This is a genomic window from Orbaceae bacterium BiB (genome assembly GCA_036251205.1).
Lineage (GTDB): Bacteria > Pseudomonadota > Gammaproteobacteria > Enterobacterales > Orbaceae > Orbus > Orbus mooreae.
Genome location: CP133958.1, coordinates 2,064,996 through 2,079,210 on the forward strand (window position 1 = coordinate 2,064,996; position 14,215 = coordinate 2,079,210).

The following is a 14,215-nucleotide window of genomic DNA, read 5'->3' on the forward strand; positions in this document are numbered from 1 at the left end:
AAGTAAATTTAGGTTAAACTATTCGTTATTATCTCATTGCTGTTATTAGGGACACTATTATGAGTTGTAAAGAACAAAACCCCGTTACCCGTAGTTTATTTGATAAAGTCATTTTACCCGTGTATGCCCCCGCGCAATTTATTCCTGTTAAAGGTAAAGGTAGCCGAGTGTGGGATCAAAATGGTGAAGAGTATATTGATTTTGCTGGCGGTATTGCGGTTAATGCTTTAGGTCATTGTCATCCTAATTTATTAAAAGCACTACATGAGCAAAGCGAAAAATTGTGGCACGTTAGTAACGTATTCACTAATGAACCCGCTCTACAATTAGCACAAAAACTAATTGATAATACATTTGCTGATAGAGTATTTTTTGCCAATTCAGGTGCTGAAGCGAATGAAGCCGCATTAAAATTAGCCCGACATTATGCTATTGAGAAATTTAGTCCTTACAAAACGAAAATTATTTCGTTTAATCACTCTTTTCATGGGCGTACTTTTTTTACCGTCTCAGTTGGTGGACAGGCTAAATATTCTGATGGTTTTGGACCAAAACCAGCGGATATTATTCATATTCCATTTAATGATTTAGACGCGGTTAAAGCTGTCATTGATGATCATACTTGTGCCGTAATTTTGGAACCCGTACAAGGTGAAGGTGGATTAACATCGGCAACACCTGAATTTTTAAAAGGATTAAGAGCGCTATGTGATGAGTTTGATGCGCTATTAATTTTTGATGAAGTTCAGTGTGGTATGGGGCGTACAGGTACTTTATTTACTTATCAGCAATATGGTGTAGAGCCTGATATTTTGACTTCAGCTAAAGCATTAGGTGGTGGTTTCCCAATCAGTGCTATGTTAACAACAGAAGCAATTGCAGAAGTGATGCATCCTGGAGTGCATGGTACAACTTATGGGGGAAATCCTCTTGCTTGTGCTGTTGGTTTAGCTGCATTTGATACGATCAATTCAGCTGAAGTACTCGCTGGTATTAATGCTAAGCGCGAACTGTTTATTAATGAACTAGAAAAGATTAATCAACAATTTAATGTATTTACGCAGTATAAAGGTAAAGGATTATTACTAGGCGCGGAACTGAACCCGAAATATCATGGTAAAGCACGAGATTTTTTGAATGTTGCGACTGAATTTAAGGTAATGATTCTCAATGCAGGGACTTCAGTATTAAGATTTACACCATCATTAGTAATTACTGATGAGGAGATCAAAGAGGGGATGCAGCGTTTCGCACAAGCTGTAGCTAAAGTGGTTGCCTCTTCTTAATTCCGTTATAGAAAGATTGCTTTGAGCAATCTTTCTCTCTTTCTCCTTTCTTGCGATATATTGACGTTTTAATAGTTGCAATCACAATCTTTATTGCGATAGAATTCAGGCTCAAATTAGGTTGCTAATCTCAATATAGAAAATAATGGTTTTTTCTGTGTTAGTTTAAAACGTACTTAGCTGTTATAAATGGCGATTTAAAGGATTATGATGAATCCAAATAATAAAATTAAAGGTGGTATTTGATGTCAGTGGGTCAATTAAATTATGCAAAAACATATTTTGTAACGAGCGCGCCTGATATCAATCATTTACCTGAGGATTCTGGTGTTGAAATTGCATTTGCTGGTCGTTCTAATGCGGGTAAATCCAGTGCACTTAATACGTTAACTAATCAGAAAAGCTTAGCTAGAACCAGTAAAACACCTGGACGAACTCAATTAATTAACTTATTTGAGGTTGAACCCAATTGTCGCCTAGTTGATTTACCAGGTTATGGTTATGCTCAGGTTCCCGAAACTGTAAAGATTAAATGGCAACAAGCGTTAGGTGAATATCTACAAAAGCGCGAAAGCTTAAAAGGATTAGTTATCTTAATGGATATTCGTCATCCGCTTAAGGATCTCGATCAGCAGATGATTGCTTGGGCTGTTGAGTCTAATCTTTCAGTGATGTTATTACTCACTAAATGTGACAAATTGGCTTCAGGTGCGCAAAAACGCCAGCTTAATATGGTTCAAGAAGCAATTTTACCTTTTCAAGGTGATATTACAGTTACAACATTTTCTTCATTAAAACGTAGTGGGTTAGAGCAGCTAAAACAGAAACTTAATGAATGGTTTAGCCAACAAGACTAAAATTGTATGATGGCATTGTGATCCGCTAATAGTTTAACTATCGTTTGTTTATCAACTAATGCTCCATCTATTACGTGGGGCAATCTATCTATCTTTCTCTCTATCAAAGATTGCTGACAGATATAGATGTTCTCAATATCATAAAGCTCTAACATGCCAAATGTTGCGATATAGTCGCGTAGTAAGATTTTATCTGGTTGCTGATTCTCAAGTAAGTGAAATACACCATTATTAATAAAAAATATAGAGATTTGATTAATATCGGAAAGTGCTAAGGATAGATCTAGTCCTTCTCGACCTCTTGCTGAACCATGAGGTGGATGATTAAAAATAATAGCAACTTTTTTCAATTTTTCACCCTCAGTTAAAACTGTATCACTCGCTCACTTTGCGAGATTGATTCACTTAATTCACCCAGCCCAACTAACTCAAATTGAGTCGCAACATTATTCATTTGCCCATTATCTTCAACTCCACGTCGTTGCGCAGCTGCAATACAGACTGAGAGTTTAACTTGATACTCTTTAGCCAGTCTTTGCCATGCATTGACTAGATCAAACTCATCATTGGCTGGATTGGTTAAACTATTTGCGTTATAGATACCGTCAGCGTAGAAGAAAATAGAGGTTAGTTTGTGCTTAGAACGAGATAGTAAAGAGTGACAAAATTGATAAGCACAATAAGAAGATTGGGTCCCATAGGCGGGACCCATTACAATAACAGTATAATTGAGTGAAGTGTTACTCACACTAAATTATTCAGTTGGTTGTTTTGCTTGATCGTTATTAATACCTAATAATTCAACTTCAAAAACAAGCGTTGAGTTTACAGGAATATTAGGGCTTGGAGATTGTTCACCATAAGCTAATTCTGGTGGAATAACTAATTTAATTTTTCCGCCAGTACCGATTAATTGAATCCCTTCAGTCCAGCCAGGAATAACACTACTTAATGGAAATTGAGTTGGTTCACCACGATCATAAGAACTATCAAATTTCGTACCATCTACTAATGTGCCAGTATAATGAACGATAACAGTATCTTCTGCCGTTGGATGTGGGCCTGTACCCGGAGTAATCACTTCATAAAGTAGGCCACTATCAGTTTTTTTCACATCTGGTTGCTCGGCAAACTCAGTACGGAATTTATCACCGACAGCAGTACTAGTTGCTTTTTCAGCCGTTAAACGTTCTTGTTGTTCTTTGTTTAAACGATTACCCAATTCAGTTAAAATGAATTGAATTTCTTGTTCATTATATTTAGATTGACCATTTAATGCATCAATAAAACCTTTGATTACTTCTTTGTGATCAAGATTTAGATCGCTTTTTTCAGCATTAAATTTTAAGAAATTAGCATAAGATACACCAATAGCATAAGCTTCTTTAGATGGATCGACTTCAATATTAATCGATTGATCAGCCGCACCATTCTCAGTTGTTTGAACTGTGGATGGTTGTGTATCTGTGGTTTTTTCTGCTTTTTTATCATCACAACCTGCTAATGCAAATACAATTGCACTACCGATCAGTGTCATTTTTAATAATGATTTCATCCTAGACTCTCCATAATTTATCTCGAATAGATTTGGCTATTGTATACAATAGTCGCTGTATTATATACAAATCTAAGAGCAATAGCATGCAATTTACAAAATCATTATATTTTATCTGTCGGTGATTTATGCGAATCAAGTAAATAATCATTTGAAATGATTCCCCCAAACCATAACATCAGTTATAATGCCCAGCAGATATAATTATTACAAAGAAGGATGATTATTTTGAGTACTGAATTAAATTCCCTTGATATCGACGAAATCATTCGTTTATTGCCACATCGTTTCCCATTTTTAATGGTTGATCGCGTTGTTAGCTATGAAAAGGGTAAAACATTAAGAGCGATTAAAAACGTTTCGGTGAATGAACCGTTTTTCCAAGGTCATTTCCCTAATAAACCGGTTTTTCCCGGCGTTTTGATTTTGGAAGCAATGGCACAAGCCACTGGTATTTTAGCTTTCAAAAGTATTGAAGAATTGACACCTGGACAACTCTACTATTTTGCATCTGTTGATAAGGCACGTTTTAAACGTCCAGTAGTTCCTGGAGACCAAATGATTCTTGATGTTACCTACATCAAAGAACGTCGAGGAATTGCTCTATTCCATGGTATTGCAACCGTGGATGGTAAGCTAGTTTGCGAAGCTGAAATGATGTGTGCTCGTAAATAGTTATTGGTGGATTCTCGATATTAAGGAATACTTATGGCAATTGATAAATTAGCTGTAATTCACCCAAGCTCTATCATTGAAGATGGAGCAGTTATTGGTGCTAATGTAAAAATAGGACCGTTTTGTTTTATTGGTAAAAATGTTGAAATTGGTGAAGGCACTGAGCTTAAGTCTCATGTCGTGGTTAATGGTCATACAAAAATCGGTCGAGATAATCAAATTTATCAATTTGCTTCAATCGGTGAAGTTAATCAGGACTTGAAGTATCAGGGTGAACCAACCCGTACTGAAATTGGTGATCGCAATCGCATTCGAGAAAGCGTAACGATCCATCGTGGTACAGTGCAAGGGACTAATTTGACCCGTATTGGTAGTGATAATTTATTAATGATCAATGCCCATGTTGCCCACGATTGTCAAATTGGTAATCGTTGTATTCTAGCGAATAACGCGACACTTGGTGGCCATGTTGAACTTGATGATTTTGTTATTATTGGTGGTATGACTGCCGTTCATCAGTTTTGTATTATTGGTTCTCATGTTATGGTCGGTGGTTGTTCTGGCGTTGCTCAAGATGTTCCACCTTATGTTATTGCGCAAGGTAACCACGCCATCCCTCATGGCGTTAATCTTGAAGGATTGAAGCGTCGTGGTTTTAGTAAAGAAGCTTTGCACGCAATACGTAATAGTTATAAAGAGTTATATCGTAATGGTTTATCTTTGGATGAAGCCAAAGAGCAAATCGGTATCATTGCAGCTCAGCACCCTGAAGCTCAGCTATTCCTTGATTTTTTTGCTCGTTCTACTCGTGGAATTATTCGTTAATAATAGTATGCATCACATTCGTGATGCATCTTTCTTTTATTCAATCAACTCAATAGTGTATTAATCATGAATAAGCCGCAGCAACGAATGTTAACCATTGCGATTGTCGCTGGAGAAACTTCTGGCGATATTCTGGGAGCTGGTTTAATTCGTTCCCTCCGCACACATTATCCTAATATCCGTTTTATTGGTATTGCTGGTCCTAAAATGCAGGCTGAGGGCTGCGAAGCTTGGTATCAAATGGATGAATTATCTGTAATGGGAATTGTCGAAGTTTTAGGTAAGCTAAGACGAATTTTATTCATTCGCAAAGATATCACTAAAAAAATTCAAACATTAAAGCCAGATCTATTTATTGGTATTGATGCTCCTGATTTTAATCTCTGTTTAGAAGGTAAGTTAAAACAATCAGGAATCAAAACTATTCATTATGTTAGTCCTTCAGTTTGGGCATGGAAACAAAAGCGAGTGTTTAAGATTAAACGTAATACGGATTTAATTTTAACATTTTTGCCTTTTGAAAAAGCTTTTTATGATAAATATCAGGTACCTTGTCGTTTCATTGGTCACAAAATGGCTGATGATATTGCATTATGCCCAGATAAAATAGGTTTGCGAGAAAAACTGAATATTCCTTTAGATGCAAAAGTATTATCTTTACTCCCAGGGAGTCGGCATGCTGAAGTTACGCTGTTGTCTGAACCATTTTTGAAAGCAGCGCAATTAATCGCTATTGCTATTCCTAATTTATATATTGTTGTTCCTCTAGCAAATTCCAAAAGACGGGTGGAGTTTGAGGAGATTAAGGCGCTGATTGCTCCGAATTTGTCGGTACAGCTACTTGATGGTCAAGCAAGGGAAGCGATGATTGCGAGTGATGCTGCTATTTTAGCATCTGGTACTGTCGCCTTAGAGTGTATGCTCGCTAAATGCCCAATGGTAGTGGGTTATAAAATGAAACCTTTTACATTTTGGTTAGCTAAAAAATTGGTTAAAACACCTTATGTCTCTTTGCCAAATATTTTAGCCGGTAAAGAAATTGTTCCCGAATTATTGCAAGATGACTGCACGGCGGAGAATATTGCTCAGCAAATTATCGGTATTTTCAATAGTGATAATTCATCCCTCAAAGAGACTTTTTTATCACTTCATCAACAAATTCGTTGTAATGCTGATGAACAGGCTGCACAGGCGGTATTAGATGTGATTGGAGTTAAACTATGATCTTTGTTTATCCACTCGATGCTGGTTTAATCGCGGGTGTCGATGAAGTGGGACGTGGGCCACTATGTGGTGATGTTGTCACTGCTGCGGTTATTTTAGATTCTAAAAAACCGATTGTTGGTCTCACTGATTCAAAAAAAACCTCAGAGAAAAAACGTGAATATCTGTTCGATATTATTAAACGTGATGCATTAGCATGGTGTGTTGCAAGAGCTAGTGTTGCAGAAATTGATTCATTAAATATTTTGCATGCAACGATGCTAGCGATGCAAAGGGCTGTTGCCGGTTTATCCATAAAACCTGATTTAGTCTTAGTTGATGGTAATCGAGCCCCTGATTTTGGGATTCCAGCACAACCCGTTGTTAAAGGCGATAGTTTAGTACAAGAGATTAGTGCTGCATCGATTTTAGCAAAAGTGACGAGAGATCGGGAAATGGCTGAGCTTGATAAAATCTATCCACATTATGGATTAGCCCAACATAAAGGTTATCCAACAAAATCGCACTTAGATGCGATAGCTCAACATGGCGTGAATCAGATTTATCGCACCAGTTTTGCACCGGTAAAAAAATTATTAACTCGCTAGTTTATTGATAAACTACTTTATTTTTAAATTTATAACGTTATTAGTTCAACGTAATTGGACTAATATCTGTTATCTTTTTGCCATTCAATTAAATTGAAAATGAAATTTTCTTCATCTTATTTTCATGTAGTTTTCATTCCCTTCAATTATATTAGTGCTTAATTTGCAGAAGTGGATGAATTTAAATTAAGGTTACTTTATGAAAAAGAATCTCAAACTTATTATTGTTGCTATTATTGTAGTGATTTGTATCGCACTATACTTTTTTGTGTTTAAGACGAGTGATGATATCCATTACATCACTGTTCCTGTACATAAACAAAATATTAGCCAAGAAGTGAGTGCAACGGGTGAAGTTACGGCAATTCAACTTGTCACCGTTGGTGCTCAGGTTTCCGGCCAAATTGAGACGCTATATGTTAAGCTTGGGCAAACGATTAAAAAAGGCGATTTAATTGCTCAAATTGACTCAACAACACAGCAAAATACTTATGATACCGAAGAGGCTAAATTAGAAAGTTATCGGGCTCAGTATGAGGCATCAAAAGTTCAACTTGTTGTTGCAAAATCAGAGTTTGATAGACAAACAACGTTATATGCACAAAAAGCAACATCGAAAGCCAGTTTAGAAGAGGCAGAAAGCGCCTATGCAACAGCAAAATCTAAGGTTGTTGAACTTAAGTCATCAATATCTCAAACGCAGATATCATTAAATACCGCTAAAGTAAACTTAGGTTATACCAAAATAACTTCACCACTTGATGGTACCGTGGTATCTATTCCAGTAGAAGAAGGACAAACAGTTAATGCGGCAATGTCCACACCGACCATCGTACAGATCGCTGATTTAAGTGAAATGAAGATCTTGATGGAGATTTCAGAAGGGGATATTAATAAAATTAAACCGGGGATGCCTGTAACCTATTCTATTTTATCGTCTCCAGATGAGGTGTTTACGACAACATTAAAAGAGATTGATCCAGGTCTAACAACATTGACTAATGGTAGCTACGCTCAAGGTGATAGTTCTGACCAAGCGATATACTATTATGGACGTCTTGAAGTGCCTAATCCAGAAGGGAAATTACGTATTGGTATGACAACTCAAGATACTATTAAAATTGCTCATAAAGACGATGTATTAACCATCCCCGTTTCAGCAATCGTTGAACGTAATGGTAAAAACTATGTCAAGGTTCAAGGAAGTGATAATCTGATTGTCGAAAAAGTTATTACTACCGGTCTATCTGATGGTATTAATATTGAGGTTACGAGTGGATTAACTGAAGGTGAGAAAGTCGTCTTATCACAAATGACAACACAGGAAATTAACAGTTCAATGGGGAATGTAAGAGGCCCTCGTATGATGTAATGCTTTACTCTATTTTTTATTGGGGAGTGAAGTGAACAAGTTAATGGTTAATTTTTAATAACACTTAAAAATAGCCCAGCAGGAGTCAGTGATGGATATTATTAAAATTAGTAAAATTAATAAATGCTTTGGTAGTAGCGATAATCTTGTTTACGCCTTAAAAGATATTAATTTAACAATAGAAAAAGGCGATTTTGTCGCAATTATTGGGCAATCTGGTTCGGGTAAATCAACATTAATGAATATATTAGGTTGCCTAGATACCCCTACGTCTGGTTCTTATCAAATCAATGGCGTTGAAACGAGCCAAATGAATAATAATCAACTAGCAGAACTTCGTTCTAAAACGTTTGGTTTTATTTTTCAGCGTTATAATTTACTGAGTAATTTAAGTGCCATTGATAATGTTGCATTACCTGCGATTTATAGCGGTAGCAATATCAATGAGCGCCGAACTCGAGCTAAAGAGTTATTAACTGATTTAGGGTTAGAACATAAATTAGCGAATAAACCTAATGAGCTTTCTGGTGGTCAACAGCAGCGTGTCAGTATTGCGCGGGCCTTAATGAATGGTGGAGAAATCATTTTAGCTGATGAACCGACAGGGGCACTTGATTCTAAAAGTGGTGAAAATGTGATGGATATTATCATCAACTTACACCGTAAGGGTCATACAATAATTTTAGTTACGCATGATAAGAATATTGCTAATTATGCTAGTCGAGTGATTGAGATTAAAGATGGTGAAGTGATTGCTGATTATAGACAAAATGATGAAATCTACTCCACGTTAAAGCCAGTAAAAAGTAAAGCGCGTAACTTTTTTTCGCATTGTAAATACATGTTATTTGAATCATTTAAAATGTCGGTTCAGGCTATTTTGTCTCATAAAATGCGTTCACTTTTAACGATGCTTGGTATTATTATTGGTATTGCCTCAGTGGTTACGGTGGTTGCGTTAGGGCAGGGGTCAACGCAGAGTATTATGGCAAATATTAATGCAATGGGGACAAATACCATTGATATTATGCCAGGAAAGAATTTTGGTGATATGCGTTCCAATAAAATAAAAACATTAACAGTTAATGATGCTAATTTTTTAGCGCAACAAAATTATGTCGATAGCACAACACCCAATAGTTCGACGACAGGTACTATCACGTTTGCAAATGAATCGCTTACGGCTAAGTTAAATGGTGTCGGTTCACAATATTTTGATGTAAAAGGGGTTAAACTTGAATCTGGACGTATTTTTAATATGCAGGATGTCAAAGAGAATGCGTCGGTTGTTGTGATTGATCAAAATGTTAAAGATAAGCTTTTTGCAAATGGCGAAAGTCCTTTAGGGAAAACAATAATTTTTAATAAAAAGCCATTAAAAATTATTGGTGTTACACAAAAATTAACTACGATAGGCATGTCTAATGACACGCTAACATTATGGGCGCCTTATACGACAGTGATGAATAAATTTACTGGCGATAAATATATTAGCTCTATTACAGTCAAAGTTGCCGATAGTGTTAGTTCGCAGATGGCTGAAAATAATATTATCCAAGTATTAACCCAGCGCCATGGCAGTAAAGATTTTTTCACTATTAATACTGACAGTATTAAACAGACCATTGAAAGTACTGCTGCAACGATGACTTTACTGATTTCAGGTATTGCCTTGATATCCCTTGTTGTAGGTGGTATTGGGGTTATGAATATCATGCTTGTTTCTGTAACTGAACGTACAAAAGAAATTGGTTTACGTATGGCAATTGGTGCTAAGCAGTCAGATATTATGCAACAATTTTTAATTGAAGCAGTACTTATCTGTATGATCGGTGGTATATTTGGTTTGGTCTTTTCTGGAATAATTGGTACCGCATTACAGTGGTTTCTATCGGGTTCAATGACCCTCTCTTATTCGACTAATGTCATGATATTATCGATTATTTTCTCGATGATTATCGGTGTGGTATTTGGCTTTATGCCAGCTAAAAATGCTGCTAAACTTAATCCAATTGAAGCATTAACTCGCGATTAAGTTCACACGTCTTGTATACTAGCTTGGTATGAATAGTACTAAGCTAGTGGTAGTTCAATTTTAAAACAAGTCCCTTTACCTAAATGACTATCAACACTAATATGACCTTTATGCAGTTTGACGATGAAGTCAACAAAAGATAATCCTAATCCGGACCCGGATTGCGAACGGGATTTATCGGCACGGTAGAATCGATCAAAAATAAATGGTAAATCATTTTGAGCGATGCCAATACCATTATCAACGACTAAAATAACTGCTTTTTTTGTCTCTTTATCCTTATAAATATCAATATTGATATATCCACTCTCTTTACCATACTGCACTGCATTATCAATCAAATTGGTTATCATACGGGAAAGTAGCATCAAATCTGCATTGACGATAATGCCATGCTCTGAGTCTATATTGATCGTAATATTTTTCTCTTCTGCTCTCGGCGAACGCTCTTCTGCGATATCTGTAATGACGTTACTAATATCAAGTTGTTCAAGCTCCATTGCTTGAGCTTGTTCATGGCCTCGCGCTAGGATCATTAACTGTGAAAGCATCTGCTGCATATGCTTACTTTTATTAATAATAAGAGATAATGTTTGGGTACAAATGGCCAGATTTTGACTCTCGATAGCATATTCAGCATTAGTAATAATAACTGCAATAGGGGTTCTAATTTCGTGAGAAGCATCTGAACTAAACTGTTTTTCTCTCTCGATGACATTTTGTAAATTATCAGCCATATGGTTAAATTCAGTTAATAGTTCACCGATTTCATCTTTTGCTGCATCAAGCTCAATTCGTTTTGATAGATCACCTGCACCAATTTCTTTAGCGGCAATAGCAATATTTTTAATTGGCTTTAAACCCCAGCGGGTAATTAAAAATCCACCTAAAGCGGCTAATAATAAACACGGTATAATAAAGATAATTCCCTGTTCTCGCATCGCTTGTAATGCTTGAAAGGTTGCCGTGGTATCAATGGTTGTTCTAATCCAACCAATTTCAGTATTGTATTTATAGACTGGATAGTCATAGACGAACCAATATAAATCATCATGCTCAATCGTCCGTATTTGATCTAGTTCTTTTGGTAACTCAAGCATCCATTCTTCATACTGTCCAGCTTTAACTTGATTTTCTTGATTCAGAAAAGCAAAGTAAACGTCTTTCGGTGGGGATCTTTTATCTGTTAGCGAAAATTGCATAGGGTTATCTGATTTAGCAATTAAACGTGCTAAATTATGAGCGCCTTTTTGCATTCCATTACGTTGTTGCTCTAATAATATTTCATACATAGCATTATAGGAACCCGCAACGCCGATAGCTAAAAAAATCATTAATAGCAAGGTATACCATAATGTGATACGGGTTCTAATGCTAATTTTTTTCATTGTAATCTCTCAGTACATAGCCAACACCACGTACTGTGTGTAGTAGCTTATTATCAAATCCATCATCAATTTTACGCCGTAAATAACCCACATAAACATCAATAACATTGGAATCATTGTCGTAATCAAAATTCCATCCATGATCGATAATTTGGTCGCGCGTTAATACTCGATTTGGATTATGCATAAAATACGATAAAATGGTAAACCCTTTTGCTGATAATTCAATTTGTTTATTGCCGCGTGTTACCGCTCTAGTTGTTAAGTCTAAAGTGAGATCTGAAAATTGTAGTACTGTTGATGTTTGCTCGCTATTACGCCGTAGTAATGCGCGAATCCGAGCTGACAGCTCATCATAAATAAATGGTTTAACTAGGTAATCATCAGCGCCAGCATCGAGACCAATAACTTTATCACCGATCCCATCTTTTGCTGTTAATAATAAGACTGGTGTTTTATTATGTTTTTTGCGCATCTGTTTTAAGACTGTTAAGCCGTCTTGAATGGGTAACATAACATCCATCACGATACAATCATAAACGCCCATATCAATATAAGCTTGAGCTTCTTGCCCATCAGCAGCCATATCGACACCATACCCTTCTTGAGAAAGTCGTTTCGCTAACACATTTAGAATGGATTTTTCATCTTCGACTATAAGTATTCGCACTGGTATTCTCTCTCTATTATTGTTATGGGTATTTTAGCGGTTAATTATCCTTTTTATCAATCTTTTATATGTGATTATGGCTGAAGGGTAAAATTATGCTTGCTATCTATATATGAATATGCGTTAATAATTGAGGCATTAGCTGTGCAACTTTTTTAAAGCATTAAGAATTGAATATAAAGTGATGAGTGAGTTCCTTGCATTTTCAACTTTTGCTCCCTCTAAGTGTTAAAAATTAGTTATGTAAGTTTATGTGAATGAGCATATCTTTTTTGATATGCAGTGAGTTTTATTTTTTAGGAAATTTTGAAAATGACAAAGAAAACTGGCCAAGTTAAATGGTTTAACGAAAGTAAAGGTTTTGGTTTTATCACCCCTACTGATGGTAGCAAAGATGTATTCGTACACTTTTCTGCAATTATGAATGATGGATTCAAAACATTAGCTGAAGGCCAAAATGTTGAATTCGTAATTCAAGACAGTGCTCGTGGTCCTGCGGCTGCTGAAGTTAAATTAATCTAATTATAAGATTATTTAATAGATGTTAGACCCGTTCACGTAACGGGTTTTTTATTTTCTACCTTCCTTCATTTCTTGCTATATATTTATCATCACTTTTCTGACGATATTTTGATTTATCTCACATTACTCTTAAACCATTAATATACAAGCATCTAACGATTGTTTGCTCTCATGATTCTTGCTAAAATTGACCGTTATTATTTTGTTTGTGCGGCATGATGATAACTAATTTTTATACTAGCCCTCCCTTTAATTTTAGACGTTAGAAAAAAACATAAAAATAAATTATTATAAAGACTAAAGGCAAAACAAATGAAACCTTATTGTTATACTCCCCAATCATTCACCAAACATCTATTTATTTTAACCACATTAATTGGAACTTCTACTGCTTATGCAGAACAAATTATCATTACAGATGGTCGATCCGGTCATGTTATTGATGGGCAATCTGTTGGTCGTATTGATGTTTGGAATAAGGGTACCGGTGTTGATATAAAAAATACAACAGCAAATGGTAGCGTCACTTACGTTAATGGTCCACAGGGAAATATTGAAAATACAACGATTAATTGTACAACATCTGGATGTAGTGGATTAATGGTACAAGGTACGCAAACAATAGCGACTAGCGTAACGGGAGATGGTATTAATATTTCTGCAATGGGTGATGGTCTATATATTACAGGCTCTTCCTCTGTTGATTTAACTAATGTCACCATTAGTTCAGGAAGCCATGGATTAGATCTCAATGGCAGTGTCGCAGGCAAAGACTTTGCTAATATGACTAAAATTGATGGTTTTGATATTACCGCCGGAAAATATGGCGTTTATGCTATGTTTGGTTCTCAAGTAGAACTATCAAATGGCACCATAACAACAACGGCTGATAAGGGCATCGGTATATATTTAGGGGGAGCAAATTATCGTGGTGATGAGCCGTTACAGACGACAGCAAAGATGAATAATGTCACGGTTCATACAAAAGGTAATAATGCCTATGGTGTTTATAGTGCTCAGATGTCGGGAAGTAATGGCGGTCCTAACCGTGGTGCTGTTTCATTATGGGATCACTCAAATATTATTACTGAAGGAGATGGCAGCTCTGGAATTATTGGTAGTTATAGCTGGAACACAATCACTCTTACTAATGGTTCTACAGTCATGACATCAGGTAATAATGATCTGCCCACATTTTAGTGGAGAGTTATTTTCAAAT

15 protein-coding genes are annotated in these 14,215 nt (G+C 36.1%); 10 read left to right on the plus strand and 5 right to left on the minus strand.

Annotated elements, in window-relative coordinates:
• Window positions 1-59 precede the first annotated feature (59 nt).
• A complete protein-coding gene (locus RHO11_09650) occupies window positions 60-1,286 on the plus strand; it encodes an aspartate aminotransferase family protein (protein ID WVD60753.1) in 1,227 nt (408 codons plus the stop codon).
• 251 nt (window positions 1,287-1,537) lie between these two features.
• Window positions 1,538-2,143, plus strand: a complete 606-nt coding sequence (gene yihA / locus RHO11_09655) for a ribosome biogenesis GTP-binding protein YihA/YsxC (protein WVD62882.1) — start codon at window positions 1,538-1,540, stop codon at window positions 2,141-2,143.
• Here yihA and tusC read toward each other — a convergent pair.
• From tusC to fkpA, 3 genes are read right to left on the minus strand one after another with little or no spacing between them, the layout of a single operon-like run.
• Entirely contained in the window at window positions 2,140-2,493 is a 354-nt protein-coding gene (gene tusC, locus RHO11_09660) for a sulfurtransferase complex subunit TusC (GenBank protein WVD60754.1), read from the minus strand. The two genes, yihA and tusC, sit on opposite strands and share 4 nt — an antisense overlap.
• Window positions 2,494-2,507: 14 nt before the next feature.
• The gene (gene tusD, locus RHO11_09665; protein ID WVD60755.1) at window positions 2,508-2,891 is read right to left on the minus strand and encodes a sulfurtransferase complex subunit TusD; all 384 of its coding nucleotides are present in this window, start codon (window positions 2,889-2,891) and stop codon (window positions 2,508-2,510) included.
• Window positions 2,892-2,897: 6 nt separating this feature from the next.
• Complete coding sequence (gene fkpA, locus RHO11_09670) at window positions 2,898-3,698, minus strand: FKBP-type peptidyl-prolyl cis-trans isomerase (protein ID WVD60756.1); 801 nt, start codon at window positions 3,696-3,698, stop codon at window positions 2,898-2,900.
• Window positions 3,699-3,926: 228 nt separating this feature from the next.
• Here fkpA and fabZ point away from each other — a divergent pair, with 228 nt between their 5' ends.
• The 6 genes from fabZ to RHO11_09700 all read left to right on the plus strand — a co-directional run bounded on the left by fabZ (window position 3,927) and on the right by RHO11_09700 (window position 10,416).
• Window positions 3,927-4,373 carry a 3-hydroxyacyl-ACP dehydratase FabZ gene (gene fabZ / locus RHO11_09675; protein ID WVD60757.1) on the plus strand — a complete coding sequence of 149 codons (447 nt, stop codon included), beginning with the start codon at window positions 3,927-3,929 and terminating at the stop codon, window positions 4,371-4,373.
• A gap of 33 nt (window positions 4,374-4,406) precedes the next feature.
• The gene (gene lpxA, locus RHO11_09680; protein ID WVD60758.1) at window positions 4,407-5,198 is read left to right on the plus strand and encodes an acyl-ACP--UDP-N-acetylglucosamine O-acyltransferase; all 792 of its coding nucleotides are present in this window, start codon (window positions 4,407-4,409) and stop codon (window positions 5,196-5,198) included.
• A 66-nt stretch (window positions 5,199-5,264) separates the two neighbouring features.
• Complete coding sequence (lpxB, locus tag RHO11_09685; protein ID WVD60759.1) at window positions 5,265-6,422, plus strand: lipid-A-disaccharide synthase; 1,158 nt, start codon at window positions 5,265-5,267, stop codon at window positions 6,420-6,422.
• Window positions 6,419-7,009 carry a ribonuclease HII gene (gene rnhB / locus RHO11_09690; protein WVD60760.1) on the plus strand — a complete coding sequence of 197 codons (591 nt, stop codon included), beginning with the start codon at window positions 6,419-6,421 and terminating at the stop codon, window positions 7,007-7,009. The genes lpxB and rnhB overlap by 4 nt, the downstream gene beginning before the upstream one ends.
• 199 nt (window positions 7,010-7,208) lie before the next feature.
• Complete coding sequence (locus RHO11_09695; GenBank protein ID WVD60761.1) at window positions 7,209-8,381, plus strand: efflux RND transporter periplasmic adaptor subunit; 1,173 nt, start codon at window positions 7,209-7,211, stop codon at window positions 8,379-8,381.
• A 91-nt stretch (window positions 8,382-8,472) separates the two neighbouring features.
• The gene (locus RHO11_09700) at window positions 8,473-10,416 is read left to right on the plus strand and encodes a MacB family efflux pump subunit (protein WVD60762.1); all 1,944 of its coding nucleotides are present in this window, start codon (window positions 8,473-8,475) and stop codon (window positions 10,414-10,416) included.
• A 38-nt stretch (window positions 10,417-10,454) separates the two neighbouring features.
• On the opposite strand, the gene RHO11_09705 is transcribed toward RHO11_09700, so the two are convergent.
• Together RHO11_09705 and RHO11_09710 are read right to left on the minus strand one after the other, a co-directional pair.
• A complete protein-coding gene (locus RHO11_09705) occupies window positions 10,455-11,804 on the minus strand; it encodes a HAMP domain-containing sensor histidine kinase (GenBank protein WVD60763.1) in 1,350 nt (449 codons plus the stop codon).
• Window positions 11,791-12,474, minus strand: a complete 684-nt coding sequence (locus RHO11_09710) for a response regulator transcription factor (protein ID WVD60764.1) — start codon at window positions 12,472-12,474, stop codon at window positions 11,791-11,793. Before RHO11_09710 ends, RHO11_09705 begins: the two co-directional genes overlap by 14 nt.
• A 312-nt stretch (window positions 12,475-12,786) precedes the next feature.
• On the opposite strand from RHO11_09710, the gene RHO11_09715 reads away from it, so the two are divergent.
• Both RHO11_09715 and RHO11_09720 read left to right on the plus strand, forming a co-directional pair.
• Window positions 12,787-12,996 (plus strand): cold shock domain-containing protein, encoded by a 210-nt coding sequence (locus RHO11_09715; protein WVD60765.1) that lies wholly within the window; start codon window positions 12,787-12,789, stop codon window positions 12,994-12,996.
• Between the two features lie 312 nt (window positions 12,997-13,308).
• A complete protein-coding gene (locus tag RHO11_09720) occupies window positions 13,309-14,196 on the plus strand; it encodes a hypothetical protein (GenBank protein ID WVD60766.1) in 888 nt (295 codons plus the stop codon).
• Window positions 14,197-14,215 lie beyond the last annotated feature (19 nt).

Excerpts from the sequence above, each read along its gene's own strand:
- fkpA (WVD60756.1), bottom strand. The coding sequence starts at position 3,698 with ATGAAATCATTATTAAAAATGACACTGATCGGTAGTGCAATTGTATTT.
- RHO11_09715 (WVD60765.1), top strand. The coding sequence starts at position 12,787 with ATGACAAAGAAAACTGGCCAAGTTAAATGGTTTAACGAAAGTAAAGGT.
- RHO11_09700 (WVD60762.1), top strand. The coding sequence starts at position 8,473 with ATGGATATTATTAAAATTAGTAAAATTAATAAATGCTTTGGTAGTAGC.
- RHO11_09650 (WVD60753.1), top strand. The coding sequence starts at position 60 with ATGAGTTGTAAAGAACAAAACCCCGTTACCCGTAGTTTATTTGATAAA.
- lpxA (WVD60758.1), top strand. The coding sequence starts at position 4,407 with ATGGCAATTGATAAATTAGCTGTAATTCACCCAAGCTCTATCATTGAA.
- RHO11_09705 (WVD60763.1), bottom strand. The coding sequence starts at position 11,804 with ATGAAAAAAATTAGCATTAGAACCCGTATCACATTATGGTATACCTTG.
- RHO11_09695 (WVD60761.1), top strand. The coding sequence starts at position 7,209 with ATGAAAAAGAATCTCAAACTTATTATTGTTGCTATTATTGTAGTGATT.
- lpxB (WVD60759.1), top strand. The coding sequence starts at position 5,265 with ATGAATAAGCCGCAGCAACGAATGTTAACCATTGCGATTGTCGCTGGA.
- RHO11_09720 (WVD60766.1), top strand. The coding sequence starts at position 13,309 with ATGAAACCTTATTGTTATACTCCCCAATCATTCACCAAACATCTATTT.
- rnhB (WVD60760.1), top strand. The coding sequence starts at position 6,419 with ATGATCTTTGTTTATCCACTCGATGCTGGTTTAATCGCGGGTGTCGAT.